At 57.8% G+C, this 22,696-nt stretch carries 20 protein-coding genes and 2 tRNA genes; 9 read left to right on the top strand and 13 right to left on the bottom strand.

Annotated elements, in window-relative coordinates:
- The 4 genes from BHQ40_RS11060 to BHQ40_RS11045 all read right to left on the bottom strand — a co-directional run.
- Positions 1 to 451 (bottom strand): AAA family ATPase (locus BHQ40_RS11060; RefSeq protein WP_171905832.1); only part of this gene is annotated, 451 nt, incomplete at its 3' end.
- Positions 452 to 456: 5 nt separating this feature from the next.
- A complete protein-coding gene (locus BHQ40_RS11055; protein WP_070155845.1) occupies positions 457 to 924 on the bottom strand; it encodes a hypothetical protein in 468 nt (155 codons plus the stop codon).
- Between the two features lie 75 nt (positions 925 to 999).
- On the bottom strand, positions 1,000 to 2,283 hold the full coding sequence (locus tag BHQ40_RS11050; protein WP_070155842.1) for a tyrosine-type recombinase/integrase: 1,284 nt from the start codon (positions 2,281 to 2,283) through the stop codon (positions 1,000 to 1,002).
- A gap of 192 nt (positions 2,284 to 2,475) precedes the next feature.
- Positions 2,476 to 2,566, bottom strand: a tRNA-Ser gene (locus BHQ40_RS11045).
- 228 nt (positions 2,567 to 2,794) lie between these two features.
- Between BHQ40_RS11045 and BHQ40_RS11040 the strand changes: the two genes are divergently transcribed.
- From BHQ40_RS11040 to BHQ40_RS11025, 4 genes are all read left to right on the top strand, one after another.
- Entirely contained in the window at positions 2,795 to 3,538 is a 744-nt protein-coding gene (locus BHQ40_RS11040; protein WP_253183325.1) for a peptidylprolyl isomerase, read from the top strand.
- Positions 3,539 to 3,656: 118 nt separating this feature from the next.
- Entirely contained in the window at positions 3,657 to 3,800 is a 144-nt protein-coding gene (locus BHQ40_RS11035; RefSeq protein ID WP_139139273.1) for a DUF1328 domain-containing protein, read from the top strand.
- Positions 3,801 to 3,814: 14 nt separating this feature from the next.
- A complete protein-coding gene (locus tag BHQ40_RS25060) occupies positions 3,815 to 4,018 on the top strand; it encodes a DUF5818 domain-containing protein (RefSeq protein WP_083276851.1) in 204 nt (67 codons plus the stop codon).
- Between the two features lie 52 nt (positions 4,019 to 4,070).
- Entirely contained in the window at positions 4,071 to 5,279 is a 1,209-nt protein-coding gene (locus BHQ40_RS11025; protein ID WP_070155833.1) for an FAD-dependent monooxygenase, read from the top strand.
- A gap of 154 nt (positions 5,280 to 5,433) precedes the next feature.
- On the opposite strand, the gene BHQ40_RS11020 is transcribed toward BHQ40_RS11025, so the two are convergent.
- Genes BHQ40_RS11020 through BHQ40_RS11010 form a run of 4 tightly spaced genes read right to left on the bottom strand, consistent with a single transcriptional unit; the run spans position 5,434 to position 8,422 of the window.
- Positions 5,434 to 6,648, bottom strand: coding sequence for an IS701 family transposase (locus tag BHQ40_RS11020; RefSeq protein ID WP_083276850.1), 1,215 nt, complete (start codon positions 6,646 to 6,648; stop codon positions 5,434 to 5,436).
- A gap of 45 nt (positions 6,649 to 6,693) precedes the next feature.
- On the bottom strand, positions 6,694 to 6,855 hold the full coding sequence (locus BHQ40_RS25055) for a Trm112 family protein (protein WP_083276856.1): 162 nt from the start codon (positions 6,853 to 6,855) through the stop codon (positions 6,694 to 6,696).
- Positions 6,856 to 6,884: 29 nt separating this feature from the next.
- Positions 6,885 to 7,499, bottom strand: coding sequence for an LON peptidase substrate-binding domain-containing protein (locus BHQ40_RS11015; protein ID WP_070155868.1), 615 nt, complete (start codon positions 7,497 to 7,499; stop codon positions 6,885 to 6,887).
- A gap of 11 nt (positions 7,500 to 7,510) precedes the next feature.
- Positions 7,511 to 8,422: a tetratricopeptide repeat protein gene (locus BHQ40_RS11010; protein ID WP_070155828.1), complete on the bottom strand. Its 912-nt coding sequence runs from the start codon at positions 8,420 to 8,422 to the stop codon at positions 7,511 to 7,513.
- A 177-nt stretch (positions 8,423 to 8,599) separates the two neighbouring features.
- Here BHQ40_RS11010 and BHQ40_RS11005 point away from each other — a divergent pair.
- Positions 8,600 to 8,674, top strand: a tRNA-Gly gene (locus BHQ40_RS11005).
- A 125-nt stretch (positions 8,675 to 8,799) separates the two neighbouring features.
- Here the strand turns inward: BHQ40_RS11005 and BHQ40_RS11000 are convergent.
- Positions 8,800 to 9,168 (bottom strand): winged helix-turn-helix transcriptional regulator, encoded by a 369-nt coding sequence (locus BHQ40_RS11000; protein ID WP_070155826.1) that lies wholly within the window; start codon positions 9,166 to 9,168, stop codon positions 8,800 to 8,802.
- A 262-nt stretch (positions 9,169 to 9,430) separates the two neighbouring features.
- On the opposite strand from BHQ40_RS11000, the gene BHQ40_RS10995 reads away from it, so the two are divergent.
- The 3 genes from BHQ40_RS10995 to BHQ40_RS10985 all read left to right on the top strand — a co-directional run bounded on the left by BHQ40_RS10995 (position 9,431) and on the right by BHQ40_RS10985 (position 12,832).
- Positions 9,431 to 10,177, top strand: coding sequence for a pirin family protein (locus BHQ40_RS10995; RefSeq protein WP_070155824.1), 747 nt, complete (start codon positions 9,431 to 9,433; stop codon positions 10,175 to 10,177).
- Positions 10,178 to 10,565: 388 nt separating this feature from the next.
- Positions 10,566 to 11,273: a TonB-dependent receptor gene (locus BHQ40_RS10990; RefSeq protein WP_070155822.1), complete on the top strand. Its 708-nt coding sequence runs from the start codon at positions 10,566 to 10,568 to the stop codon at positions 11,271 to 11,273.
- Entirely contained in the window at positions 11,234 to 12,832 is a 1,599-nt protein-coding gene (locus tag BHQ40_RS10985; RefSeq protein WP_070155820.1) for a TonB-dependent receptor, read from the top strand. The genes BHQ40_RS10990 and BHQ40_RS10985 overlap by 40 nt, the downstream gene beginning before the upstream one ends.
- A 103-nt stretch (positions 12,833 to 12,935) precedes the next feature.
- On the opposite strand, the gene BHQ40_RS10980 is transcribed toward BHQ40_RS10985, so the two are convergent.
- The 4 genes from BHQ40_RS10980 to BHQ40_RS10965 form a co-directional block, all read right to left on the bottom strand.
- Positions 12,936 to 14,543: an amidohydrolase gene (locus tag BHQ40_RS10980; protein WP_070155864.1), complete on the bottom strand. Its 1,608-nt coding sequence runs from the start codon at positions 14,541 to 14,543 to the stop codon at positions 12,936 to 12,938.
- A 32-nt stretch (positions 14,544 to 14,575) separates the two neighbouring features.
- A complete protein-coding gene (locus tag BHQ40_RS10975; RefSeq protein WP_435593912.1) occupies positions 14,576 to 16,138 on the bottom strand; it encodes an amidohydrolase in 1,563 nt (520 codons plus the stop codon).
- A 44-nt stretch (positions 16,139 to 16,182) separates the two neighbouring features.
- Positions 16,183 to 18,993 carry a TonB-dependent receptor domain-containing protein gene (locus BHQ40_RS10970; protein ID WP_070155861.1) on the bottom strand — a complete coding sequence of 937 codons (2,811 nt, stop codon included), beginning with the start codon at positions 18,991 to 18,993 and terminating at the stop codon, positions 16,183 to 16,185.
- A 464-nt stretch (positions 18,994 to 19,457) separates the two neighbouring features.
- The gene (locus BHQ40_RS10965; RefSeq protein ID WP_070155816.1) at positions 19,458 to 19,949 is read right to left on the bottom strand and encodes an Lrp/AsnC family transcriptional regulator; all 492 of its coding nucleotides are present in this window, start codon (positions 19,947 to 19,949) and stop codon (positions 19,458 to 19,460) included.
- 136 nt (positions 19,950 to 20,085) lie between these two features.
- Here BHQ40_RS10965 and BHQ40_RS10960 point away from each other — a divergent pair, with 136 nt between their 5' ends.
- On the top strand, positions 20,086 to 22,542 hold the full coding sequence (locus tag BHQ40_RS10960) for a zinc-dependent metalloprotease (RefSeq protein ID WP_070155814.1): 2,457 nt from the start codon (positions 20,086 to 20,088) through the stop codon (positions 22,540 to 22,542).
- Positions 22,543 to 22,696 lie beyond the last annotated feature (154 nt).

Raw genomic sequence — 22,696 nt, 5'->3', positions numbered from 1 at the left:
GGTACAAGTCCAGGAAGCTGTCGGCGCCCCCATCGGGCTGCAGGACTTCGTAATAGAGCTCGAGATCTTCGGTCGCACGGACCCGAACGACATAGACCGCTTCCTCGTCACGGGCCTCGTCCTCGAGCGCGGGTGCAGTTGCCTCCCGTCCATTCCAAACCCACGGCCAAGCCGGCTTCTGCTGGGCGTTGATACCGCTGCCCGCTGGCAGCCCCAGAACGGCAGTGATTGAAAATCCATCTTCAATCACGCGCCCGTAGTAGTCCGTGTCCGGGAGAGTGGCGGAATTAACGGGACTGAGCAGCAATGCGATTGCGTCTAGGATCGTCGTCTTTCCGACATCGCCGCCGCCCAGGATGAGATTGACGCCTCGGCTGGGGTGCCACTCGAGCTTCTCCAGCCCGCGAAACCGTTCGATCGTCAATTTGAGGATGGTCGGTACGGTCGTCATCTCACTCACTGGATACCGCGCCGTTTGAGTGAGGCCAGAATCTTACGATTGATCGAAATCCGCGTTTCCATCTGTTTCCCAGTGAGATTGCGCTTGGCGCGGGTGTTCTGTTGAAATCCATACTCCCAGGCGTTGATGATGCCGCGTTCATGAAACAACACGGCTGCATCAGCGCCGATGCTGCGCGTCATGTCGTTCCGGATACGCTTTATCGAGGCGAAGATCAGGTCCGACCGGAAGCCGAGGAACCGCTTTACGCAGACATTGCCGACATCGACTTGTATACCGGTGATCCGATTGGCGATCGTGCACAGTTCAATGATCGGGAAGTGACTGCAAAGGCACGTCTCGGGTTCGTCCGCCTCCGAAATCGACAGCAGACACCATTCTCGCTCGGCCGTTTCCCAATCGGTTGCACGGCTGCGAGCTAGAATCTCTCCCTGGAGATGATGGAAATTATATCCGTCCCCCATGCGCAGAGGTTAGCGCAGCTAGATTGGTCAATCGAGCGAATATATGTCCGCACCGGCCTGATCCGGGTCGCATATCTAAGCAAAAGATTCGCACAGGGCTGCGCCATTTTGACAGGCTTGTTCCTCTGGTGGACAACCGCAGCAAAATGCCTCCCAGGCATCCATGAGCTCGCGCCGCTTTGCTAACGCGCGCCCACGCCGGTACGCGCGCTCGGCCTTGTTGCCGACTGTGTGCGCAAGCGCCATCTCCACCGTCTCGCGCTCAAAGCTGGTTTCTTCTCCAGCCCAGTCCCGGAACGAGGAGCGGAAGCCGTGAACGGTAACGCCATCGGCCTCCATGCGCCGGAGCAGCATCGACATCGCCATGTTGGATAGCTTGCCGTTGCGCTGAGCCGGAAACACCAGCTGGTGAGACAGGAGGTTTTCCGGCTTTATTGCGTTCAGGATTGCCATAGCGCGATCCGTCAGCGGCACCGAATGCTCTGCCTCTGCCTTCATGCGAATGGCAGGAATGGTCCACAACCGGTTCTCGAAATCAACCTCGCCCCACGTCATCCCGATAACTTCACCCGTTCGTGCCGCCGTAAGGATCACGAACTCCAGCGCGCGGGCGGCCATGGCTGGGCGCAGTTTCAGCTTGCCGTAAAAGCCCGGAACCTTGGCGTAGGGCATCGCGGCGTGATGCCCCTTTGACTTCCGCTGCTTGGGCATCAGCAACTCGAGATGCCCCTTCCAACGGGCCGGGTTTTCTCCATTTCGATGCCCCGCTATCCGAGCCGCGTCGAGCACGCGTTCGATTCGCCCACGGACACGTCGCGCTGTTTCTGGCACCTTCAGCCAGATCGGCTGCAGCGTAGCCACGATGTCATCGGTAGCGATCAACCCGAGTTCCAAGTCGCACAGCTTCGCTGCATGCGTCTTCAGAGTCGCTCGCCACTGCTTGCGATGCTTGTCGTTGCGGAAGCCGTCTTCGATTTCATCGATCAGCTTGTCCGCGAAATCCCAGAATCTGACGCCCCCTTGGGAGCGAGCGCGACGCTTCGGACCCGGGAGTGTTACCGGAACCGGCAGTGCTGGCTTGGGCCTTGCCTCGACCCGCTCAGCGATAGGGTCGCGCCCCTCGGCAAACGCTGCCTTCGCCTCTGCGGCCAGCTTGCGGGCCGCAGACAGGGGGACGGCCTCTGGCGTGCCCAAACCCATTTCCCGCCGTTGTCCAGCGCCAATCAAGATCAAAACCCAGGACCGATTGCCGTTCGGCTTCACCAGCAGATAGAGGCCGTTGCCGTCCGAGTGTTTCCCCGGTTTGCTGATTGCACTCACCTGCTTGGCGACGAGCTTGTTGCTGAATCTGCGTGCCATCACGACCTCCGCCCGCTCAGCTGGGAGGCATAAAGGGCGATATCCAGCCCCAATCCTGTTCCCAATCGCGGCTGCGGCTTAGGGCGATCCAACGCGAACCACAGCGGTTGAAAAATATTTTTCAACCTACTGATAAGGCGGTATTTTTTGAGGCTTTGTACGGTCCGTCGCGGTTCGCGAGAGACCGTCAAGTGGCGGAGCGGGAGGGATTCGAACCCTCGATACGCTTTTGGCGTATACTCACTTTCCAGGCGAGCGCCTTCGACCACTCGGCCACCGCTCCGCATATGCACTGGAAGGCAGGCTCCCTATCGCGGCGCACCGCGCTAGGCAAGGGGCGCTTTACATTGTGCGTAAGTTCCCGCTTGATGCGCCTATGCGATACGCCGCCTTACTTTTGATGCTGTCTTTCACAGCGTCCGCAACCGCCCGGGCAGCGACGCCTTCCGAGATTGTAGCGACAGCGCCTGCCTCAGCGTGGATATCCATCCCCGGCGATGATCTGTTGGTCATGGAGATTGAAGGCGGGCGGCGCGTCATCTTTCAGTTGGCTGATCGCTTTGCGCCGGCGCATGTCGCGAATATCCGCAAGCTCGCTGCTGCCCATTGGTGGGATGGAACCAGTATATATCGAGTGCAGGATAATTATGTTGTGCAATGGGGCGACAGGAGCGAGAAGAAAGCTTTGCCCGCCGATGCGCGCAAAAATCTGCCGCAGGACTATGTTATTGATCGGAAAACAGTGACCGGCGGCTTAACGCTCATGCCGTCCAGGGACAGCTATGCTTCCGCCACCGGCTTTTTGAACGGCTGGCCCGTGGCGACGGATGGCAAGGCTTTATGGCCAGTGCACTGTTACGGCACTGTAGGGGCTGGGCGGAATCTCGCTCCTGATGCGGGCAATGGCGGGGAGCTTTACGCCGTGATGGGTCATGCTCCCCGCCACCTCGACCGCAACATCGCTATTGTCGGGCGCTTGGCAGAGGGGACTGAACATCTTTCCAGCCTTCCGAGAGGCACGGATTCACTGGGAATGTATGGAGAATCGCAAAAGGCGATTCCGATCCTGTCGGTTCGCCTGGCAAGCGAGTTGCCGGAAAAAGAACGTCCGCATTTCCAGATGCTCGACACCATGTCTGATACATTTGCCGCCTACGCCAAGGCGCGAGCCAATCGGCAGGACGAATTCTTCAATGTGCCGGCCGGCGGTGCCGACATATGTAATATTCCGGTCCCCATCCGGCGCTATCCGTGATATTTTTGCGTTAACGGAACATTTACCTTCGTTACGCATTTTGGTGCCGAATATCCCTAATGAAAAGGTAACTAGGGTGTATCGGTTCGCAATCCTCTCGCTCCTGACGGCCGTTGCCATGGCCATACTCGGCTTTACCACTTTGGCTGGTGATTTTGCCTGGATTGCTCTCGCGCTCTTTACCATCGCTCTCTCATCCTCGGTTTTCTTTGCCGGAATGGGCGCATTGGACGAACGAGACGCAAAACGCTGCTATAACTGAAGGCATATTGTCGCATGGGAGCGGCAAACGCGCATATGGAGCTGTATGGCTGGCTGCACCGCGATGAGGGCGGTTTCATTCTGAAGGCGGACGGTGGCGCGGTTTGGCGCCTTGTTCTCCATCGCGTCCCTGTCGATCATATAGAGAAGCGCGTGCGAATTACCGGCTTTGATGCGGGTGATGGTGTTATCGATGCAGAAGGGGTCAGTCCGGCCTGAGCAGGCGGAGATGGCCATTTGCAATTCCGCCTGTAGCGCTTAGACACGGCGCATGGCGCGATATGATGTCATCATTCTCGGCGGTGGCCTCGTCGGCCTGACCCTTGCTTTGTCGCTGACTGCCCATGGCGTGCGCTGTGCAGTCGTCGATCCGGCAGAACCGGAAGCGGGCCTTGCCCCAGGGTTCGACGGCCGTGTTTCTGCGATCGCTAGCGCCAGTTGGCATATGTTGAGCGCCATTGGCGTGGGTAAGCATCTGGAGGGCAAAGGCTGTCCAATAGAACGCATCTGGGTCAGCGATGGACTGGAGCCCGGCGCGCTCGACTTTGTGCCGCCCGAAGGTGACGGCCCCATGGGCATCATGTTCGAAAATCGGGAAACTCGAATCGCGCTTGCCGCCGCGGCGCGCGAAGCAACATCGCTAACCCGCTATCAGCCGGACCGTGCGGTCGAGATCAAGCGGGACTTGAATGAGGTCGACATAACCCTTGCAAGCGGGCAACGCATTACCAGTTCCTTGCTGGTCGCGGCGGAAGGCCGGAACAGCCCTATGCGGGAAAGCGCTGGCATCCGCATTGCACGCTGGAATTATGATCATGTCGCGATGGTGTCGGCCATTGATCACGACATCCCTCACGCCAATACGGCATATGAAATATTTTACCCGGGCGGACCTTTTGCGCTTTTGCCGATGCTGCCCGGAACGCGGTCGGCGGTCGTATGGACAGTGCCGGTAAAACATGCCGCCGCGATGCTGGCGCTCGGCGAACGCGCTTGGCTGGCGGAGGCGCAAAAGCGGATAGGGGGTTTCCTTGGCGATATCCGCCTTGCCGCGCCGCGGGCGAGTTTCCCGCTGGGTTTCCATCACGCTGCTAGGATAACGGGCACGCGACTTGCCCTGGCCGGCGATGCGGCGCACGGCATTCATCCGATCGCGGGGCAGGGCCTCAATCTGGGCTTTCGCGACGTCGCGGCGTTGACAGAGGTCATTGTGGACGGAATGCGGTTGGGGCTTGACCCTGGCGACGCGCAACTTTTGGAAAGGTATCAACGCTGGCGGGGGCTTGATGCGCTTAGTGTGTCCGTTGCCATGGACGGTCTAGTCCGCTTGTTCGACGTTCCGGGCAAAACGGCCTCGGCAATCAGACGCTTTGGCCTTGGCGCGGTGCAGAAGCTTCCACCGCTTAAAAACCGATTTATGGCGGAAGCGCGGGGGGAATCGGGCGCGCTTCCCCGCCTGCTCACTGGAGAGCTGGTCTAGCATTACAGTTGCACTTTAGACTTGATATGAGCGCGCCGTGCTGCAGCCTGATGCGCTCGCCTCCAGCATGACCAAGCGATGATGTAGGCGGGCTGGATACGCCGCTGGGTCAGTTTGTTGGCGATCCGCCGGATTTCCTGGATCGACCAGCGGATCAGATCCTGATTGTTGGCATCCTCGGTCTTTTTGGGGGCGTCGCGTTGTTGGCGCGATACCGGATCACCGCCATCATGGCGAAGGCGAGCATCACGAGCGAGACGTGGCGATACCAGCCATGCCATGATCGGGTTTCGTTGTGATCAAGGCCGAGTTCATTCTTGGAGGTTTCGAAGCTGTCTTCGATTGCCCAGCGATGGCCTTCGACGGAAACAAGTTCCTGGATGCCCGTCCCGGCGGGGCACCAGGTTGTGAAGAAAGCGAGATCGCCGTCGCTGATATTGCGGCGGATCAGAAGGCCCCGGGTCCAAAGTCCCGATTTCGTCTCATCATATTCATCGGCTTCGAGATCGGCAAGTTCGCAGTAAGCCCAGTCATGAAGCCGCGCGCCCTTGGTTCCCTCGCCAGCAGACAGACGCTGCCATGCATCAGACGCAAGATCGCTAGCAATCTCCTCCGCTTTGCCCGCGACCATGGGCTTGCCTGCCCATGAACCGAAGTAATGATCGGATTTGACCCCGAGAACATAGCCTTTGCAGGCTCGGCGCAGCGCGCCTTCAATGTCCCCGACGCCGTACACCGCATCGGCCGCCACCCAGGAAAAAGGTACATTTGCCGCCAGCGCGCGCCCGATCATGTCGACAGCCAAAGCCGGTTTGGTGGCGAAGGCGATGGTCTCGGGAACATGTGTGGCAGCCAGCCTCGCTGGATCGCCGGTCCAACTCTTGGGCAAATAGAGCGCGCGATCGATAAAGGCATGCCCCCGTGCCGACACATAGGCGGCGAACACCCCAATCTGGCAGTTCGTGATCTTGCCCGCCGAGCCGGTATATTGACGCGCAACACCACAGGATGCCTTGCCCTGCTTGAGGAACCCGGTCTCATCAATGACCAGAACGGCGTCCTGTGTACCGAGGTTCTCGACAACATACTCTCGCACAATGTCGCGCAGCCCGTCCGCGTCCCAGCGCCCCCGGCCCAATATGGCCTGCTGTCGCCATGGCCCGGGATCTCCTGCCGCCTCAGCGCGCATCCAGCCCGTCTTGCGGCGCTCGTCGCCCAACAAACCATCCAGGAAGAGGTTCGCTGACGCTGCAACTCGTTCCTGGGTGAACAACGCGCGCATACGCGCCTTCACATCCCTCAGCGAAGACGCCCATAGCTCCAGTGTCGTTTCGATCGATGCGCCCGTCATCCACGGCCTCCTTACCATGGAGACACATTGATTCAGAGTTTCAATCAATATGCAACTGTAATGCTAGGCCGTTTGTAGCGTTCTGGCTTCCCGGACAAGTAGTATAGGCACTCCGTCACGGATCGGAAAAGCAAGGCCTGCGGCATGGGAAATCAACTCATTTCCCGTATCGCTTAGTCGCAGGGGCGTACGCGTTGCCGGACATACCAATGTTCCGGCCAACATGCACTGAAGGTCGAGAGAGCGAGGCATATTCACTGAAGGGTTGATGGTCCGTCATCGTCGGCGCGTCCGAAAAACTGCATCAACTGGATCGCTCGTTCAGCCCGTTCCCGCAAATTGGGTGCTTCCAAAAGTGCCTGTTTCGCTGCGACATCGAACGGAGCCACCTGCGCGATTCCGTTTACCAGCGACGCATCGTCCAGCCGCACCACGGCTGCCCAATCGACAGAATAGCCATTGGCATCTGCGAACCGGCGGGACTCTTGCTCCAAGGCGGCGCGCTCGATCGGAGCGAGCGCCTCATCATCGTTCTCCTGCTCAATCAGCCCTTCCACCTGCCGGAACGGCGTTGAGACCTCCAATTCACGGATGACCCGGAATCTCGCAATGCCAGTGAGCACTATGTTGAAGCGCCCATCCTCCATGGCTTCGATCTCGCCAATCCGTCCAACGCATCCCACATCATAGAGGGAAGGAACGGGAAGTTGGTCCCTAGGCTGGATCATGCCGATGCGCCGGTCTCTCGCTACGGCATCACGCACCAATGCACGATAGCGTGGCTCGAATATATGCAATGGCAGTTGCATGCCCGGAAACAACAGCGCGCCCGCCAAGGGAAAAATCGATATGCGCTGAGCGTTGGGCATGTGCCGGCAGATCAGGAAAAGAGGATCGCGGAGAGGCGCCGGCGTTGTGCGCCGGCCCACGGGTCTTCCAGGCCAACAGCTTCCAGCAGGGTCAATAGCTGCGCTTTCGCTGCGCCGTCGTTCCAGCTACGGTCGCGGCGGATGCTCTCCAGCAGAGCATCGGCGGCCGCATCCCGGTCTCCATTCGCCATATGGCCCCCTGCAAGCTCCATTCGGGCGGCATGATCATCCGGGTCAGCCGCTACCTTCGCCTCCAGTCCTGAAAGGTCGGAGACCGGCTTCGCGGCATGAGCAACGGACAAGGCGGCCCTTGCGCGTTCGATGGCGCTTTCCCCGGCAATATCCACTGGCAGCGCATCCAGAAGGGCCTGCGCCTCATCAATCTGGCCCAAGGCGATCAATGACCGCGCCTGACCCGATATGATCTGCGGATCGTCAGCTACGATCGATGCAACCTGATCAAATAACGCCAGCGCCTGATTCGCATCGCCTGCGGCCAATGCTTCCTCTGCCGCTGCAATAACGGGGGCAATTTCCTGGGCCTGAACCTTTTCCTGCGATTCGATCGGAAGCTGACCCAGAATCTGGTCGAGCATCTGCTTGAGCTGTCCCTCTGTACGCGCTTGGCTCAGGTCAGCGACCGGCTGGCCCTGGAACACAGCATATACGGTCGGGATCGATTGCACGCGGAACTGGCTAGCGATGAAGCCATTCTCATCGACATTGACCTTCACCAGCAAAACGCCCTTCGACGCATAATCGGCGCAGACCTTTTCGATAACTGGCGCCAGTTGCTTGCAGGGACCGCACCATTCCGCCCAGAAATCGACGATGACCAGGCTGGTGCGCGAAGGTTCGATCACATCGCGGCGAAAGGCATCGAGTGAATGTTTGTCCGTCTCGCTAAGCCCAAGGGTCGCCAATGGTCTTCTCCTCAAAAATGAATCGCGGATATTGGCCCTATGTGGGAGTTGGGACCAGTCACGCAAGCTGTTCTAGCATAGTTTCCGCGCGCGCTAAAAAGAGCACTTGCCGCCTGCGACCTCCGATGCTAGGTGCGCGCCTCACCCGTCGTCAGGACACACCCGGCGACCGCCAGAGCGGGCGTAGCTCAGGGGTAGAGCACAACCTTGCCAAGGTTGGGGTCGAGGGTTCGAATCCCTTCGCCCGCTCCAGTTTTCCAAACAATCGATATGTTTGCGCGCCTCGAAATAGAGGAGGCGTTATCGTTCGCCTATCCAATGTAACTTACGCAATCTTTTAGGCTGGCTTCCACCGGATCGCCCTCAGGCAGGCGCGGTTAAGATGAAACCTGTTCATATTGTAGCTGTGCAGAATTGATCTGCGTCAAATGCTGTGTGGCCCAGTCACTCAGGGCTTGAACCGGTCCTGCGAGCGACCGCCCCATCTCCGTTAGTTCATAGTCAACGCGTGGAGGAATGGACGGCGTGACAATGCGTTTGATGAAGCCGTCCCGTTCCAGATCTCTCAATGTCAATGTCAGCATTCTTTGCGAAACACCGTCCATCGCCCGCTTCAATTCGCTAAATCGTCTTGCGCCGCCAGCCAGCTCCATGATGATGAGCAGGCTCCATTTGTGCGAGATACGCGACAGGATTTCGATCTTCTTCCGGCACGTCGGGGGCCTGCTTGATGACGCCGTAATCACATCCTTGTGCCCTTGGTGCTAAAATTGTGCCGTCTTGTTCCCAAAGCGAGCACCGATAAATTAGCAGGTGCCAGATGGAACTGCAGTATGAAGATAGTCCATATCGATACAAGCGCTGCGGCGGGTCATGCAGCTTTGCATAAACCGGCAATATCAGTTGCCTGTGGAGCTAATATCTCTGCCCGCCAGACGTTTCGGACTGTTGCGAGAGCGGCGTCTTCGCTGGCCTGATCGCCGCAAAATCCAATTCAGAAAGAGTGTTATGATCGAGCATCGCCCCTTTGCACATCTATTCGGTGGAGATCGCGGTTGGCTGAAGGCCAAGGTGCATTTCCTTCCTTCTGATGTTACGCCTTTCGCCAAAGACGACAGAAATCGGCTTTTCGGCACATTGCTGGCGTGGAGCGATGATGAGATCTCGCCTAGGTCGGGCTTTCCGATGCATCCGCATTCTGACTTGGAGATCGTTACCTATGTGCGTGATGGAACGATTACTCATCAGGACACTTTGGGTAACAAAGGGCGTATAGCCGCCGGAGAGGTTCAGGTGACCAGTGCTGGCGCAGGTATCCGGCACTCGGAGGTCAATGCGGACGATGAATTGGCCCGCCTGTTCCAGATATGGTTCCAGCCGCGCACATCAGGCGGATCTCCACAATATAGCGGCAGGACTTTCCCCACGGGCAAAGAGGCAGGAAAATTTGTCATATTGGCCAGCGGCGATCCCGCCGATACGGACGCCCTGAAAATCAATGCCGATGCGCGCGTCTTGAATGCCGCGTTGAAGGGGGGTGAGACCCTTGTTCGGCCTATGGCGCGTGGGACGCGAGGGTATCTTGTGCCGACGACGGGGCGGGTCGCCGTGAATGGATGGGAAATAGGGCCACGGGACGGCGCTGCTATCCATGATGAAGCCACTATTTCGGTCAAGGCGATCGAAGACACTGAAATCATATTGGTTGAACTGATCACAGACGTTGAGAGCGCTCCAAAGGCCGATGCTGCCTAATCTTTCGCATCGTTTGCAACATTTCACTCGTGTTTGATGGTTTAGGAGGACTGCGCATCACATGGCGGATGAATTTCGCTGCCTAGGGTCTATTTCTCCAACGCAGGCGCATCAGAAATATCGATGCCAAGGTAGATAAGTTCATCGAAAATTTTATAAAATATATTATCAGGATATTTCACATATCGAAAAGTATCAAATATGTAAGCACGTCATAAAAATGTGCCTTCTTGTCGAAAAATCTCCGAAGATTATTACAAAATTTCGGGAAATATAATCGTCCATAACAAATTTCTTGCACGTTTTTCGATTGCAAGGCTGTGACCATCAGCAGGTGTCATTGCGTATATGAAACGATTTTCCCGAAAAAATAAGTTGGGAGATGGACATGAGGCATAAGAATATTTGGTGTTTTGCTAGCTCATCGCTGCTGGGCATCGCGGCGTTAACGGGCACGGCGCAAGCCCAAGCGACGCCGCCGGAAAAAAGCGATGAGGCTCAACGGATAGAAGACATCATCATCACGGCCGAGCGCCGGATCGCGTCCGTACAGACAACGCCGATAGCCATCAGCGCAGTCACAGGCGATACTTTACAGAGCCAGCAACTCGGCAATATCGAAGCATTGACCACCAGGCTGCCCAATGTGAATTTTTCACGCAATGGCGGCGATGTGCGCATATTCATTCGCGGTATTGGCGTTGATTCCATAGCCCCGGGTTCCGACCCGCCCGTCGCCTTCTACACGGATGGCGTCTATAATCCGCGCGTCCAAGCGGCGTTGGGCTCCTTTTTCGATATTGAGCGCGTCGAGGTGTTGAGCGGCCCGCAAGGCACTCTCTACGGCCGCAACGCTACGGCTGGAGCGGTCAATCTCATTTCGCGCGATCCGGGCGATGAACTGAACGGCTATGGCCGCCTGACGGTGGGCAATTATTCGGCGGTCCGCACGGAGGGCGCCATCGGCGCGCCTCTATCGGACACGGTTGGTGTCGCCTGGCGTTCCAGACCAATGATCGTTCGGGCTATGGCAGGAACATCAATACGGGCGGCGATGTGGATGACGAAAAGACCCGTGCCCTGCGCGCCAAGCTGAAATATGATGACGGTACCCTCACCGCGATGCTCCAGGGCGATTATTTCCTGGAGGACGACCATAGTGGCGGCTTTCATTATCTTCGGCCATCGCCAGGGCATGCGCAATTTGGAACATCAATCGGCGGCGTTTTGCCAACCAATCCGCGCGATTATGCTGGCCCCGGTCCCGATACGCGGGTGGAGGCCTATGGAATCGCCGGTACGCTGGAATATGATCTGGGCGATGTGACGCTCACTTCGATTTCCGCTTACAAACATCTCGATTCCCATTCCTATGCCAGTCCGGATGGAACGACGTTGGGGGAGCGCCTCCAACCCGCCGACTTCATCGACAGGTCGAATAGCTACACGCAGGAGGTTCGTCTGGGCGGTAAGCTCGGTATTCTCGACATGGTCGTCGGCGGCTATTATTTCCACGAAAAGAATTTCGCCGGCATCCGCGGCGGCGTCAATGTGATCTATTTCGGGTTCCCGGATTTTCTGGGGGAAGGCGCGGTTTTCCGAGGCACGCAGAAAACCGACGCTTATGCGCTGTTTACGCAGAATACGATCAATGTGACGGACAAATTCGGCATCGATGTCGGTGCGCGATACAGCTATGAAAAGCGTAGCGCGACCACGCTCAACCGCTTTAATTTGGGCAGCCCTTATGTGCGCTTCCCGCTGTTTCCCCAAAGCCCCGCCGACATAACCATTGCTGGCGCGGATTCCTGGTCTTCCTTCGATCCGAAGGTTGGAATCCATTATCAGGCGTCGCCCGATCTGTTCCTCTATGCTTCCTATTCCACCGGTTTCAAAAGCGGCGGTTTCAACGTCTCTGGCCTGCAGCCGCCCTTCGATCCCGAAGACATCAAGGATTTCGAGGCTGGCATCAAGGCTGACCTGTTCGACCGCCGGCTTCGCCTGAATCTCGCCGGTTTCTACTACAAATATTCAAATCTGCAGGTGAACATCGTCGTCAACAACCCCGACGATCCGCAGAATAACCAGATCAGCACCCAGAATGCTGCGCGGGCAAAGCTTTATGGTCTTGAGGCAAATGTGACCGCCCGCCCGATCGACGATTTGCAGATCAATGTCGATGCCGCTTATCTGCACACTAAATTTACGGACTATAAGACGGCGGATTTCACGGCTCTATATCTCGGAGCACCCTTGCCGGATGGCACATTGGCCGACGCGAATGGCGAATATGATCTGTCCGGCAATCCGTTGACCTATGCGCCCAAATGGAAACTGCATGGCGCGCTAGCCTACACCTTCCACTCCGGCGCATTGAGTGTCACGCCACGTATCGATGCCACCTATACCAGTGCGGTGGAGCAATCTGTGCTCAAACTGCCTTTCTCCCGGCAGTCCGGCTATACGCTTGTTGACCTATTTCTAGATTTCAACCTTGCTGACCAAGGGTTGAGCGCCAGTATATTCATGAGAAACGCGACCAAGAAATTCTACACCTTGTCCAGCACGGTGGGGGCAAGCTTCTTCGGCTTTCCAGTCACCGGACTGGTCGGAGCACCGCGCACATTCGGTCTTTCGATCACCAAGACTTTCTGATCTGCGCTTCCTAGAAAAGAATGATCCCGTCATTTCCGGCGGGATCATTCTTTCAACTGCTTATGCCAGCACGGGTTCTAGTTAGACCGCAGAATATGAGAAATCATTTGCCGTCAGAGCCTCCAGCCGCAGTGTAAGATATACCCAACTGCTCCAGATAGCTGCCATATCGCGACGGGTCATAATAGAACTTCTCCATCGCCGGGCGCAGTTCCTTCATCACCTTCTCATTCCTGTCGATGGCCGGTTGATCGGTCGGCGTCAGGACAGGATCGTAGGTCTGTGTCTTCAATTGGACATCGCGGAAATAGCTCTTTGCCTCAGCGAGAAGCTTCGGACTGGTCATCAGGTCCAGTACCGTCATCGCCACAGCCTTGGCTCCGGCGACAGTGCCCTTATGGGCGATCGGTGTCGCCATTGCCATCGCGGCGGTGGCGTGATGAAAGATTACATTGGGAATATTCGCGGGATAGCCGATGGTAATCGTCGGCACCGTCCACATCACATCGCCAATATCATCGGACGCGCCAAACCCGCCAGCCATGCGATTTTCCGGAGTCGACAAGGGCGTCACGCTGGACGCCAGAGGCCCAGCTTTCAAATGATTGGCTTTTTGTACCGCGCTGACGAAGGCCTGGTCCGCCGTTGACCATGCCGGCATACCGACAGCCCGGATGTTGGCGTCCGCCGCCTCGGCCATCGGCTTATTCCCGAAATTGGGGGCGGCGTAGCCAAGCACGCGCCGTTTGACACTTGTCCCGGTTGCCTGGGCGGCTGCGTCGGCAATTTCATTGCCCGTCTCATACAGGGAGCGAACCGACGAAAACTCCCTGTCGCGGAAATAATACCAGACTGACGCCTTGCCCGGCACGACATTAGGCTGGCCACCGCCATTGGTGATGACATCATGCGACCGCTGACTGAGCGGAAGATGTTCGCGCCGGAAATTCCAGGCGGTATCCATAAACTCGACCGCGTCAAGTGCGCTCCGGCCTTCCCATGGCATGGCTGCGGAGTGGGCGGTCTTGCCGCTGAACTCATATTCGACCGATACCATGCCGTTCATGCCCATTTCGCCATAACCGGTACCGAAGCCCGTATTCACATGGCCGAAAATGCACGCATCAACGTCCTTGAACATGCCGGAGCGGACATAATAAGCCTTGGTGGCCAGTAATTCCTCGGCGACACCCGGCCACAGCATCAGGCGTCCGGGAATTTTGTTCTTCTCCATCACTTGCTTCACCGCGATGGCGGCGGCGATCATCATCGGCATACCGGAGTTATGCCCTTCGCCATGGCCGGGAGCGCCAGCAATCAGCGGCTTCACATCGGGCGCTCCGGGCGTTTGTGAGACGCCAAGCAACCCGTCGATATCGCTGCCCAGTGCGATCAGAGGTCCGCCGCTACCCCAGGTGGCGGTAAAGGCCGTCGGGATACCTGCAACCCCTCGCGTTACTGTAAAGCCGTTCTCCTCCAATATTCTGGACAAATATTCCGAGGTTCTGATCTCCTGAAAACCAGGCTCCGCATAGCTGAACACCTGATCGACCATTACCTGGACTTGCTTGGCCTGCGCCGCCACCTTGGCAACCGCTTCGGCCTTCATGGCCTTGGTCGATGCTGCGGTGGCGACAGCAGGGAGCGCAGCCGTTGAAAACAACGCCGCGATAAGAGCGATGGTGCGACCCAAAGGCTCTCTTTTTTTCATGGATACGATCCTTATGGCTTTCCGGGACATGATCATTGCGGCGTCAAGGTGGGATATTTCACGCCCAACTGTTCGAGGTAGCTGCTGTATTTCGATGGATCGTAATAATATTTCTCCATCTCCGGACGCAGCAGGCGCATCGTTTTTTCATTAAGCCAGATCGCTGGCTTGTCCTCCGGGGTCAGCACTGGATCATAGCTGTCCGTCTTCAGTTGAACGTCGCGGAAATAGGTTTTCGCGTCAGCCACCAGCTTGGGGGTAGTCATCAGGTCCAAAACCGTCATGGCCAGCGCCTTCGCACCCGCTACTGCTCCCTTGTGCGCGATCGGCGTCGCCATCGCGATGGCAGCCGTGACATTATGGCCGATCATGTTAGGAATGTTTGAAGGAAAACGGATGGTTATGGTGGGCACTGTCCAAGTGATGTCGCCGACATCATCCGATCCGCCGCCCATTGAGGGCTTGCGATTTTCCGGAGTGGAAAGGTCGGACACCTTGTCATGCAAAGGCTCGACCTTGCGTTTGTTGGTTTCCTGCACGGCCTTGGTGAAGGCCTGGTCGTCCGCCGTCCATTTGGGCATCCCGACCGCCTGGATATTGGCTTGGGCTGCTTCGGCCAGGGGCTTGTTGCCGAAATTCGGTGCGGCATAGCCCAGCGTTTGGCGCGTCACCGTGGTTCCGCTTGCCTTTGCAGCCGCCTCTGCGATCTCGTTGCCCGTGTTGTAGAGATCCCGGATGGATTTGAAGGTGCGATCCCGGAAATAATACCAGACCGATGCCTTGTCGGGCACCACATTGGGCTGGCCGCCGCCATTGGTGATGACATAATGGGACCGTTGCGTGAGGGGCAGATGTTCGCGCCGGAAATTCCATGCGACGTCCATCAATTCCACGCCATCCAGAGCGCTGCGGCCCTCCCATGGCATTCCTGCTGAATGGGCGGTTTTGCCGTGGAAAGTATATTCCACCGACACCATCCCGTTCATGCCCATTTCGCCATAGCCAGTGCCGAATTCGCTGCTGACATGCGTGAAGATACAGGCGTCGACATCTTTGAACAGACCGTCACGGACGTAATAGGCTTTGGTCGCCAGCAACTCCTCGGCTACGCCCGGCCACAGCATCAGGCGGCCTGAAATCTTGTTTTTTTCCATCACTTTCTTAACCGCGATCGCCGCAGCGATGACCAGAGGCATGCCTGCATTATGCCCCTCGCCATGGCCGGGCGCTCCCTCCACCAGGGGCTTGATATTGGGAATGCCGGGAATCTGGGAAACACCGAGCACATCGTCAATATCGCTGCCTAAAGCGATCAACGGACCGCCGCTGCCCCAGGTGGCGGTGAAGGCCGTTGGAATGCCGGCCACGCCCCGTGTCACGGTAAAGCCATTCTCCTCCAATATTTTCGTCAGATATTCCGAGGTCCTGACTTCCTGGAAACCAGGCTCCGCATAACTGAAAACCTGATCCACCATCACCTGTATCTGCTTGGTCTGAGCGTCGACTGCAGCGGATGCCGCAGTCTTCATGGCTTTGGGCGCCGCAGCCTGTGCAAGCGGAGTGAACAGCGTTGTTGTAAGGGCGACGGCAGCCATCGCCTTCCTTATGCGGGTCATGGTCAGGATCCTCCTTGCTGGTCTTAGAATTGGAAGCGGGCTGCTACCCTGAAGACGCGGCCGACCACGTCATATTGGGAGCGGCTGGTCTGGGCGTAGGCGGGGATGTTGTTGCCGTCTGGACCATAAGCAGCCAGCACAGGATCCTTGTTGAGCAAATTGTTGACGATGAACGTCAGCGTGCCCTTGCCTCCATATGCGTTGAACTTGAACCCCAACGATGCATCGAAATAGGTCGCGCCGTTGATGTGATTAGTGTTCAGCGTCCGGTATTGCGTGCTCGATGTCGGGCAACCGGTCGTGCATTCGACGAAGTCGTTGCCGTAAACGCCGTCGCTAAATCCGCGCGCCACCAGATTGAAGGTAAACGGATCGGCCTCATAGAAGGCGCTGATGCGATAGACCCAGTTCGGCGAGGAGAAGGTTCCCGCCAGCGATCCACCGTTTACGCCTGCATAGTCGATCGGAAAGCTGATGCCATTGTCGATGACATTCTTGATATAATGCGTGACGATCGAATGAATGGTGAAGGTGCCCGGCAGGCTTTCGGACAGATTGGAAAGCGGAAGGCGATAGCTCGCCTCGATGTCGAAGCCTTCCGCCGTCTGCTGGGAAAAGTTGATCGGGCGCAGGACGATGCTGGTGAGCGTATTCCCGCTGAAGATAACATTGTTGCAGTAGCTGGAAATACCTTCGGAATAGCACAGATCGACCGTATCCTGAGCGGTCACGTTGCCGATCGCCTTGTCGATCTTGATCGAGTAATAATCGAAGGATGCAGAAAAGCCCGGCAGGAACTGGGGCTTGAACACAGCGCCCAATGTCCAGCTATCCGCCACTTCCGGCCTCAATGCAGGGTTGCCGACTTGGTTCTGAACGAATTGCAGCGACCCGGTGGCTGGGGCATTGGCTCCTGTGGGAATGATCACGGTGTTGGTTCGGGCCGTTCCGGCCGCGAACAGTTCCTGGAGATTGGGCGCGCGGATGTCATGACTGATGTTGCCGCGCAAGCGGATGTCCGGGATCGGCTCGAATGTTGCACCGATTTTCCATGTCTGGACCGACCCTGATGTCGAATAATCAGTATAACGCCCCGCGGCATTGACGTTGAGGCCCTTGATCACCGGCAGATCGACTTCAAGGAAGCCTTCCTTGACCGTATATTCGCCGCGATTGACGAGGAAATTGCCGTATAGCCAGCCGGTATTGAACTGAGGGTCCACCTGCCCGTTGATCTGCTCCTTGCGCCATTCAGCGCCAAATGCCACCGCAGCAGCACCACCTGGCAGATCGAACACTTCTCCGTTTGCGCTGACGGCGGCGACATCCTGCTTAATTGTCTGGTCACGCTGCGGTTGTGCTGCGCCGTAGATGTAAGCGAGGGCCTCAGCCGAAGGCCCCATGGTGCCCAAGCGATTGATGGGAACACAACCATTGGTGGGATTGGTCAGGGTTGACCGGCAGACAATGCTGCCGCCCGGCCCAAACACTGCATCTTGCGCCAGAGTCATGCGGGCGTTGAACCAGGTGTTGGTCAGTTCCTCATGCGCCTTGGTAACGCCATGCTGATAATAGCCATTCCACCCCCATTTGCGGTCGAATAGCTGGAACCGGCCTTCCGCGCCGCCGACAAAGCGGTAGACCTCACGCTTGATGTTGCTGCCTGGCACCGGGAAACCGGCATTGCTGGTGCCCATGGTAAAGGACCCCAGCCCGCGCGTGGCCATTTCCGCTGCGATCTGCGGATAATAGGTTGCGAGATAAGCATTATCCGCCTGGATGGTGACGCCGGTGCTGGGCGTCTGCTGATAGAAGCTGCGGCTGGTCGACCGGTTGTATGAGAATTGGCCAAAGACCGTCACATCTGGCGTGATGTCGAAAGCGGTGCGGTTGAAGAAATTCAACCGCTCATCGTGCGGGATCAAAGAGTTGGTGCCAATGTGGCCCGCCAACGTAGTTGCTGTGTCACCACCGACCATCCAGGGGCTGAGCACCGTACCAAAGGTCAACTGTCCCGTTTGGCCGGGACCCTGGAAATAGGTGCCGCGCAGTGGTCCTGCGCCGATCAGGCCGCCCGTCGTGTAACCGGACGGGCCAAAGCCCGACCCGACCAGCCTTTGTGGCTGGCCATTAGTGGCGGTATAGGCCGGATTGTTGATCATGAAGAAGCCGCTGTCATTCCAGTCGCGGTCGATCGTATCTACGCCCTCCTGACGGAAATATTCGGCGTTAAAGAGGACATGCAGCCGGCTATCGAGCAGTAGCAGCCCGGCGCTGCCGGTGAACTTGTAGTTATGCCCGTCGCCATATGTGGAAATGCCTTGATCAGCGCCGATGCGAAGGCCGGTAAAGGTCTTGTCGAGCACGAAGTTGACGACACCGCCGACAGCGTCCGATCCATAGGCCGCAGATGCGCCGCCAGTCACAACCTCAACCCGTTCCACCAGGTCCTGGGGGATGGTGTTAATATCAACAATGCCGCCGACGGTTGAGGCAACGGAACGCTGCCCGTCTACCAGGACGAGCGTGCGGCCAACGCCCAATCCCCGCAGACTGATGGAGTTGATGCCGGCGCCCGCGTTGGAAAGGGCGCCGGAATTCGTTCCTGAGGTGCCGCTGCCTGCGATCGATGGAAGCTGATTTACGAAGTCGGAGATATTGGCGGGCGCTTGAGCCGCGATGTCCGCCTTGCTCAAAACCGCTACCGGCGTGGGTGCATTATAACCATCACGGACGATGCGCGTGCCGGTCACGACAATCTCCGCCGCTGGAGCACCCTCCTGGGGTGCTGCGTCCTGCGGCGCGACAGGCATATCCTGTGCTGCGGCGGGCATGGTCGCCAGCGTAAAAAGCAGAGATCCCGCCGTGGCGAAAAGCTGAGCGCGTAACTTGCTGCGGCGATTATATGCTGTTCCCGGAATTTCCATTGTCGGTCCCCTTTTGTCGTGTCGGGCCGTCAGTTATCCTCCGGGCGAACGACGGGGCGCGCGCCATGCAGGCGCGCAGGCCAGGGGCTGGCTTGAGCGGTATTGTGCTTGTCCCCTGGGGCAACCCCGATACGGTCCCGACTTTCCGGGCACCACGATAACCCTGTTGTCCCTGCATCGCGTGCCGGCCTGCATGCCAGACAGCTCACTCAGGAACGCCCCAATGATACACAACAGAGGTCGCAGCTTCCCGTGAAATTTGGCGAACGAGCCGGTTGCTATTGATGGATTCAAGCAACCAAATTCAGAATGATGCAGAAATCCTGCATCGCTTTGGCAATGAAGCCGTCTGATTCGAACCAAGGCGCGACCTATTTTAGCCCGTCGAAAAGGACGGGAGGCACCGTGCGTTGCGCGACCGGCCTCATGACAAAGCTGCTTCGTATCTTGGCGACATGGGGCAGGGTGGACAGCTCCTTGCGATAAACCCGGTCATAGTCGTCGAAAGACCGTACATGCACCGTCATCATGAAATCGGTATCGCCAGAGACAAAGCTGCAATAACTCATCGACGGGCAGCGGATCACCGCATCCTCAAATTCCGTCAAAACCTGTTCTGTTTGGGATACAAGCTCAATTGACACATGGACCACGATGCCGAAGCCCAGGCGGACCAGATCTGGCTTGGCGGCATATCGGGCCACCATTCCGCGATCTTCCAATATCTTGCGGCGACGTGCAGCGGCGGTACTCGACAGATGGACTTTTTCGCCGAGCGCGACATCCGAGATACGTCCGTCTTCGACAATCTCGCGCAGCAGGCGAAGGTCGGTGCGATCAAGGTCATGAGGATCAATATTCATCAAAAATCACATCCTTCACGCTGAAATTCATCAATATCTGGGCAAAAATCCCCTGATTGTGACAGGATGTCCAACGGATCATATGGTACAATCCCCCATCGGTGAGATCGCTATTTCAACCAAATTGGGGGGACGCATGGGTTTTCCACAACGCGCTTTTTGTGCGGCATCTTGGGCTGCAATCGCTTTTGCCAGCCTTGGCGCAGGCATAGCTCAGGCGGAACCGGTCGATGTGCGGACCTCAAGTGATGGCGTGTTGTTGCCGGTCAAGGCTGACGTGGCCGACGGACGGGTCCTGCTTACATTGCCCCCGGCCGACGCGCAGGGCGTGTCCGGCCGCTTTCTCTACACCGCAGCGATCAAGACTGGTCTTGGCTCTGCGCCCATCCGTATCGATCGGGGGATGCAAGGCGATGCCCAGATCCTGGCCTTCCGGCGGTTGGGCAAGAAAATGGCGATCACTTACGAAAATCCGCGTTACCGGGCGATCGGCGACGCGGACATCCAGAAGGGCGCCACCGGCAGTTTTCCGTTCAGCACCATGGCGATGGCCGATATCGTTTCGACGGCTGCCGGTGGAGCGGTGACGATCGACATCGCGCCTTTCTTGACCAGCGACACGATGAAGCTTGCCGATGCGTTGAACAGCAATGGCAAGGGGTTCAAGCTGGCGGAGAGCCTGAGCGCGGCGGATCCTGCTTCTGTAAAGGTTTTCCCCGACAATATCGAAATGGAGGCTATCCAGACCTTTGTGTCGGACACGCCTGGCGAGGAAGTGGACACCATCGCGCCGGACGGCCGCAGGGTCAGTTTCACGGTCCACCATTCTCTCATCCGTCTCCCAGCGCCGGGCTTCCGGCCCCGGAAGTTTGACATACGTTCCGGCGCGCACGCTACGCAGGCCTATGATTTCACGAGCAAGCTTGGCGATCCCGTGATGGTTCAGTTCGCCAATCATTTCCGCCTGGATAAACTTGACCCGGCTGCTCCCCGCTCTCGTGTGCGGAAGCCGATCATCTTCTATATCGACAATGCTGCGCCGGAACCGATCCGCACTGCATTGGCCGAGGGCGTTGGTTGGTGGAGTCAGGCTTTCGACGCAGCCGGCTATATAGATGCTTTCCAAGTCAAGATTTTGCCGCCCGGCGTCGATCCGCAGGACGTGCGTTACAATGTCGTCAACTGGACGAACCGGCAAACCCGCAGTTGGTCCTATGGCGGCGGCATAATCGACCCGCGCACTGGCGAGTTCATCAAAGGCAATGTGGTATTGGGGTCGCTGCGGCTACGGCAGGATATCCTCATATATGAAGCGCTGGCGGGCACTGCGCAGAATGACAGCAATGGCCCCAACGATGCAGTGCGGATCGCGCTTGCGCGGATAAGGCAGCTTGGCGCGCATGAGGTGGGTCATGCGATAGGCTTTTCCCATAACTTTGCCGCAAGCCTGGACGACCGGGCGTCGGTAATGGACTATCCTGCGCCCTTGGTGAAAATTGTCGATGGCAAGCTGGACCTTGGAGATGCCTATGCAGTCGGCATTGGCGCATGGGACAAATTCACGGTCGATTGGCTTTATGGTCAGCCTATGCCCGGCGTTGATCCGGACGAGGATGCAGCGCGCAAGGCAGCGAAGATTGCGGCATCCGGCGCCCGTTACATGACCGATATCGATGGCCGCGCATCAGACTTGGCGGTGCCAGGGGTGAATATGTGGACCGAAGGCGCAGACCAGCCCGCCGATCTGGCTCACATTCTTCAGGTGCGAAAGATCGCGATCGCCAATTTCGGACCCAATGTTCTGAAGGCGGGTGAGCCTTTGTCGGACCTGCGCCGCAAATTCGTGCCGGTCTGGCTGTTCCATCGCTATGCTGTGGCGGCTATCGGGAAGGTCGTGGGCGGCGTCAACTATCATTATGCCGTTGTCGGAGATGGCACGCCATCGCCGACAACTGTAGCTGCGGCCGACCAGCGTGCGGCGCTCGACGCGCTGATCGGCACCCTGTCTGCAGATGTTTTGACGGTGGGACCGGATCTGACACTGGCGCTATCGTCCGGCGTGAATGGCCGGTCTGATCCGCAATTCGATACTGAGGTATTTGCCAATGCGGGCGCGTCGGTGTTCGACCCTCTGGTTGCAGCGGATGTGGCGGCGCAGCTTACGCTGGAGAGCCTTCTCGCGCCTTCCCGTCTCAGCCGTGTATATGCTCAATATGCGCGTGACCCCGCACAGCTTGGTCTGGGCGAACTGTTCGACCGGCTGCAGAGCGGCGTAATCGACCGGCATAGCACAGCGGTCGAACGGCGGATCGCGCAGCGCACTATTCTATCGATCGCCAAGGCCAGACGGTCGCCTGCAACCTCTGTCGACGTCGCTATCATTCTCGACGAACGCCTGCGCCGCATTGCTGACCAATTTTCCCGCGCCAAGGGTAAAAGTGAAGATGTGGCATGGCAGCATGGCATTGCCGCCCTCCTCAACAATGAGTCCGCATTGGCGCAGGAAATCAGCAAGGGAAGCCGTCCAGAACCTGTCATTCCTCCTGGCATGCCGATCGGTGGGGAAACGGGCTGGTTCGACGAGAACATCTGAGCGTTTCCTAACGGACCGAACACGCGACCTCCTCTCCGATCGGTGGGGCGTCAGAGGTATTCGTCAACCTGAGGAAGATATCGGGTCGCCGGGAAGCCGCATGTCTTGCGCTATTCCGCCAGGTCATTGTCAGGCTGGAGGTTATCGGCCTGAC

Source organism: Sphingobium phenoxybenzoativorans (genome assembly GCF_001757355.1).
Taxonomy (GTDB): domain Bacteria; phylum Pseudomonadota; class Alphaproteobacteria; order Sphingomonadales; family Sphingomonadaceae; genus Sphingobium; species Sphingobium phenoxybenzoativorans.
Note: the sequence above shows the minus strand (reverse complement) of the source record. Positions and strands in the feature narration are given on the sequence as shown.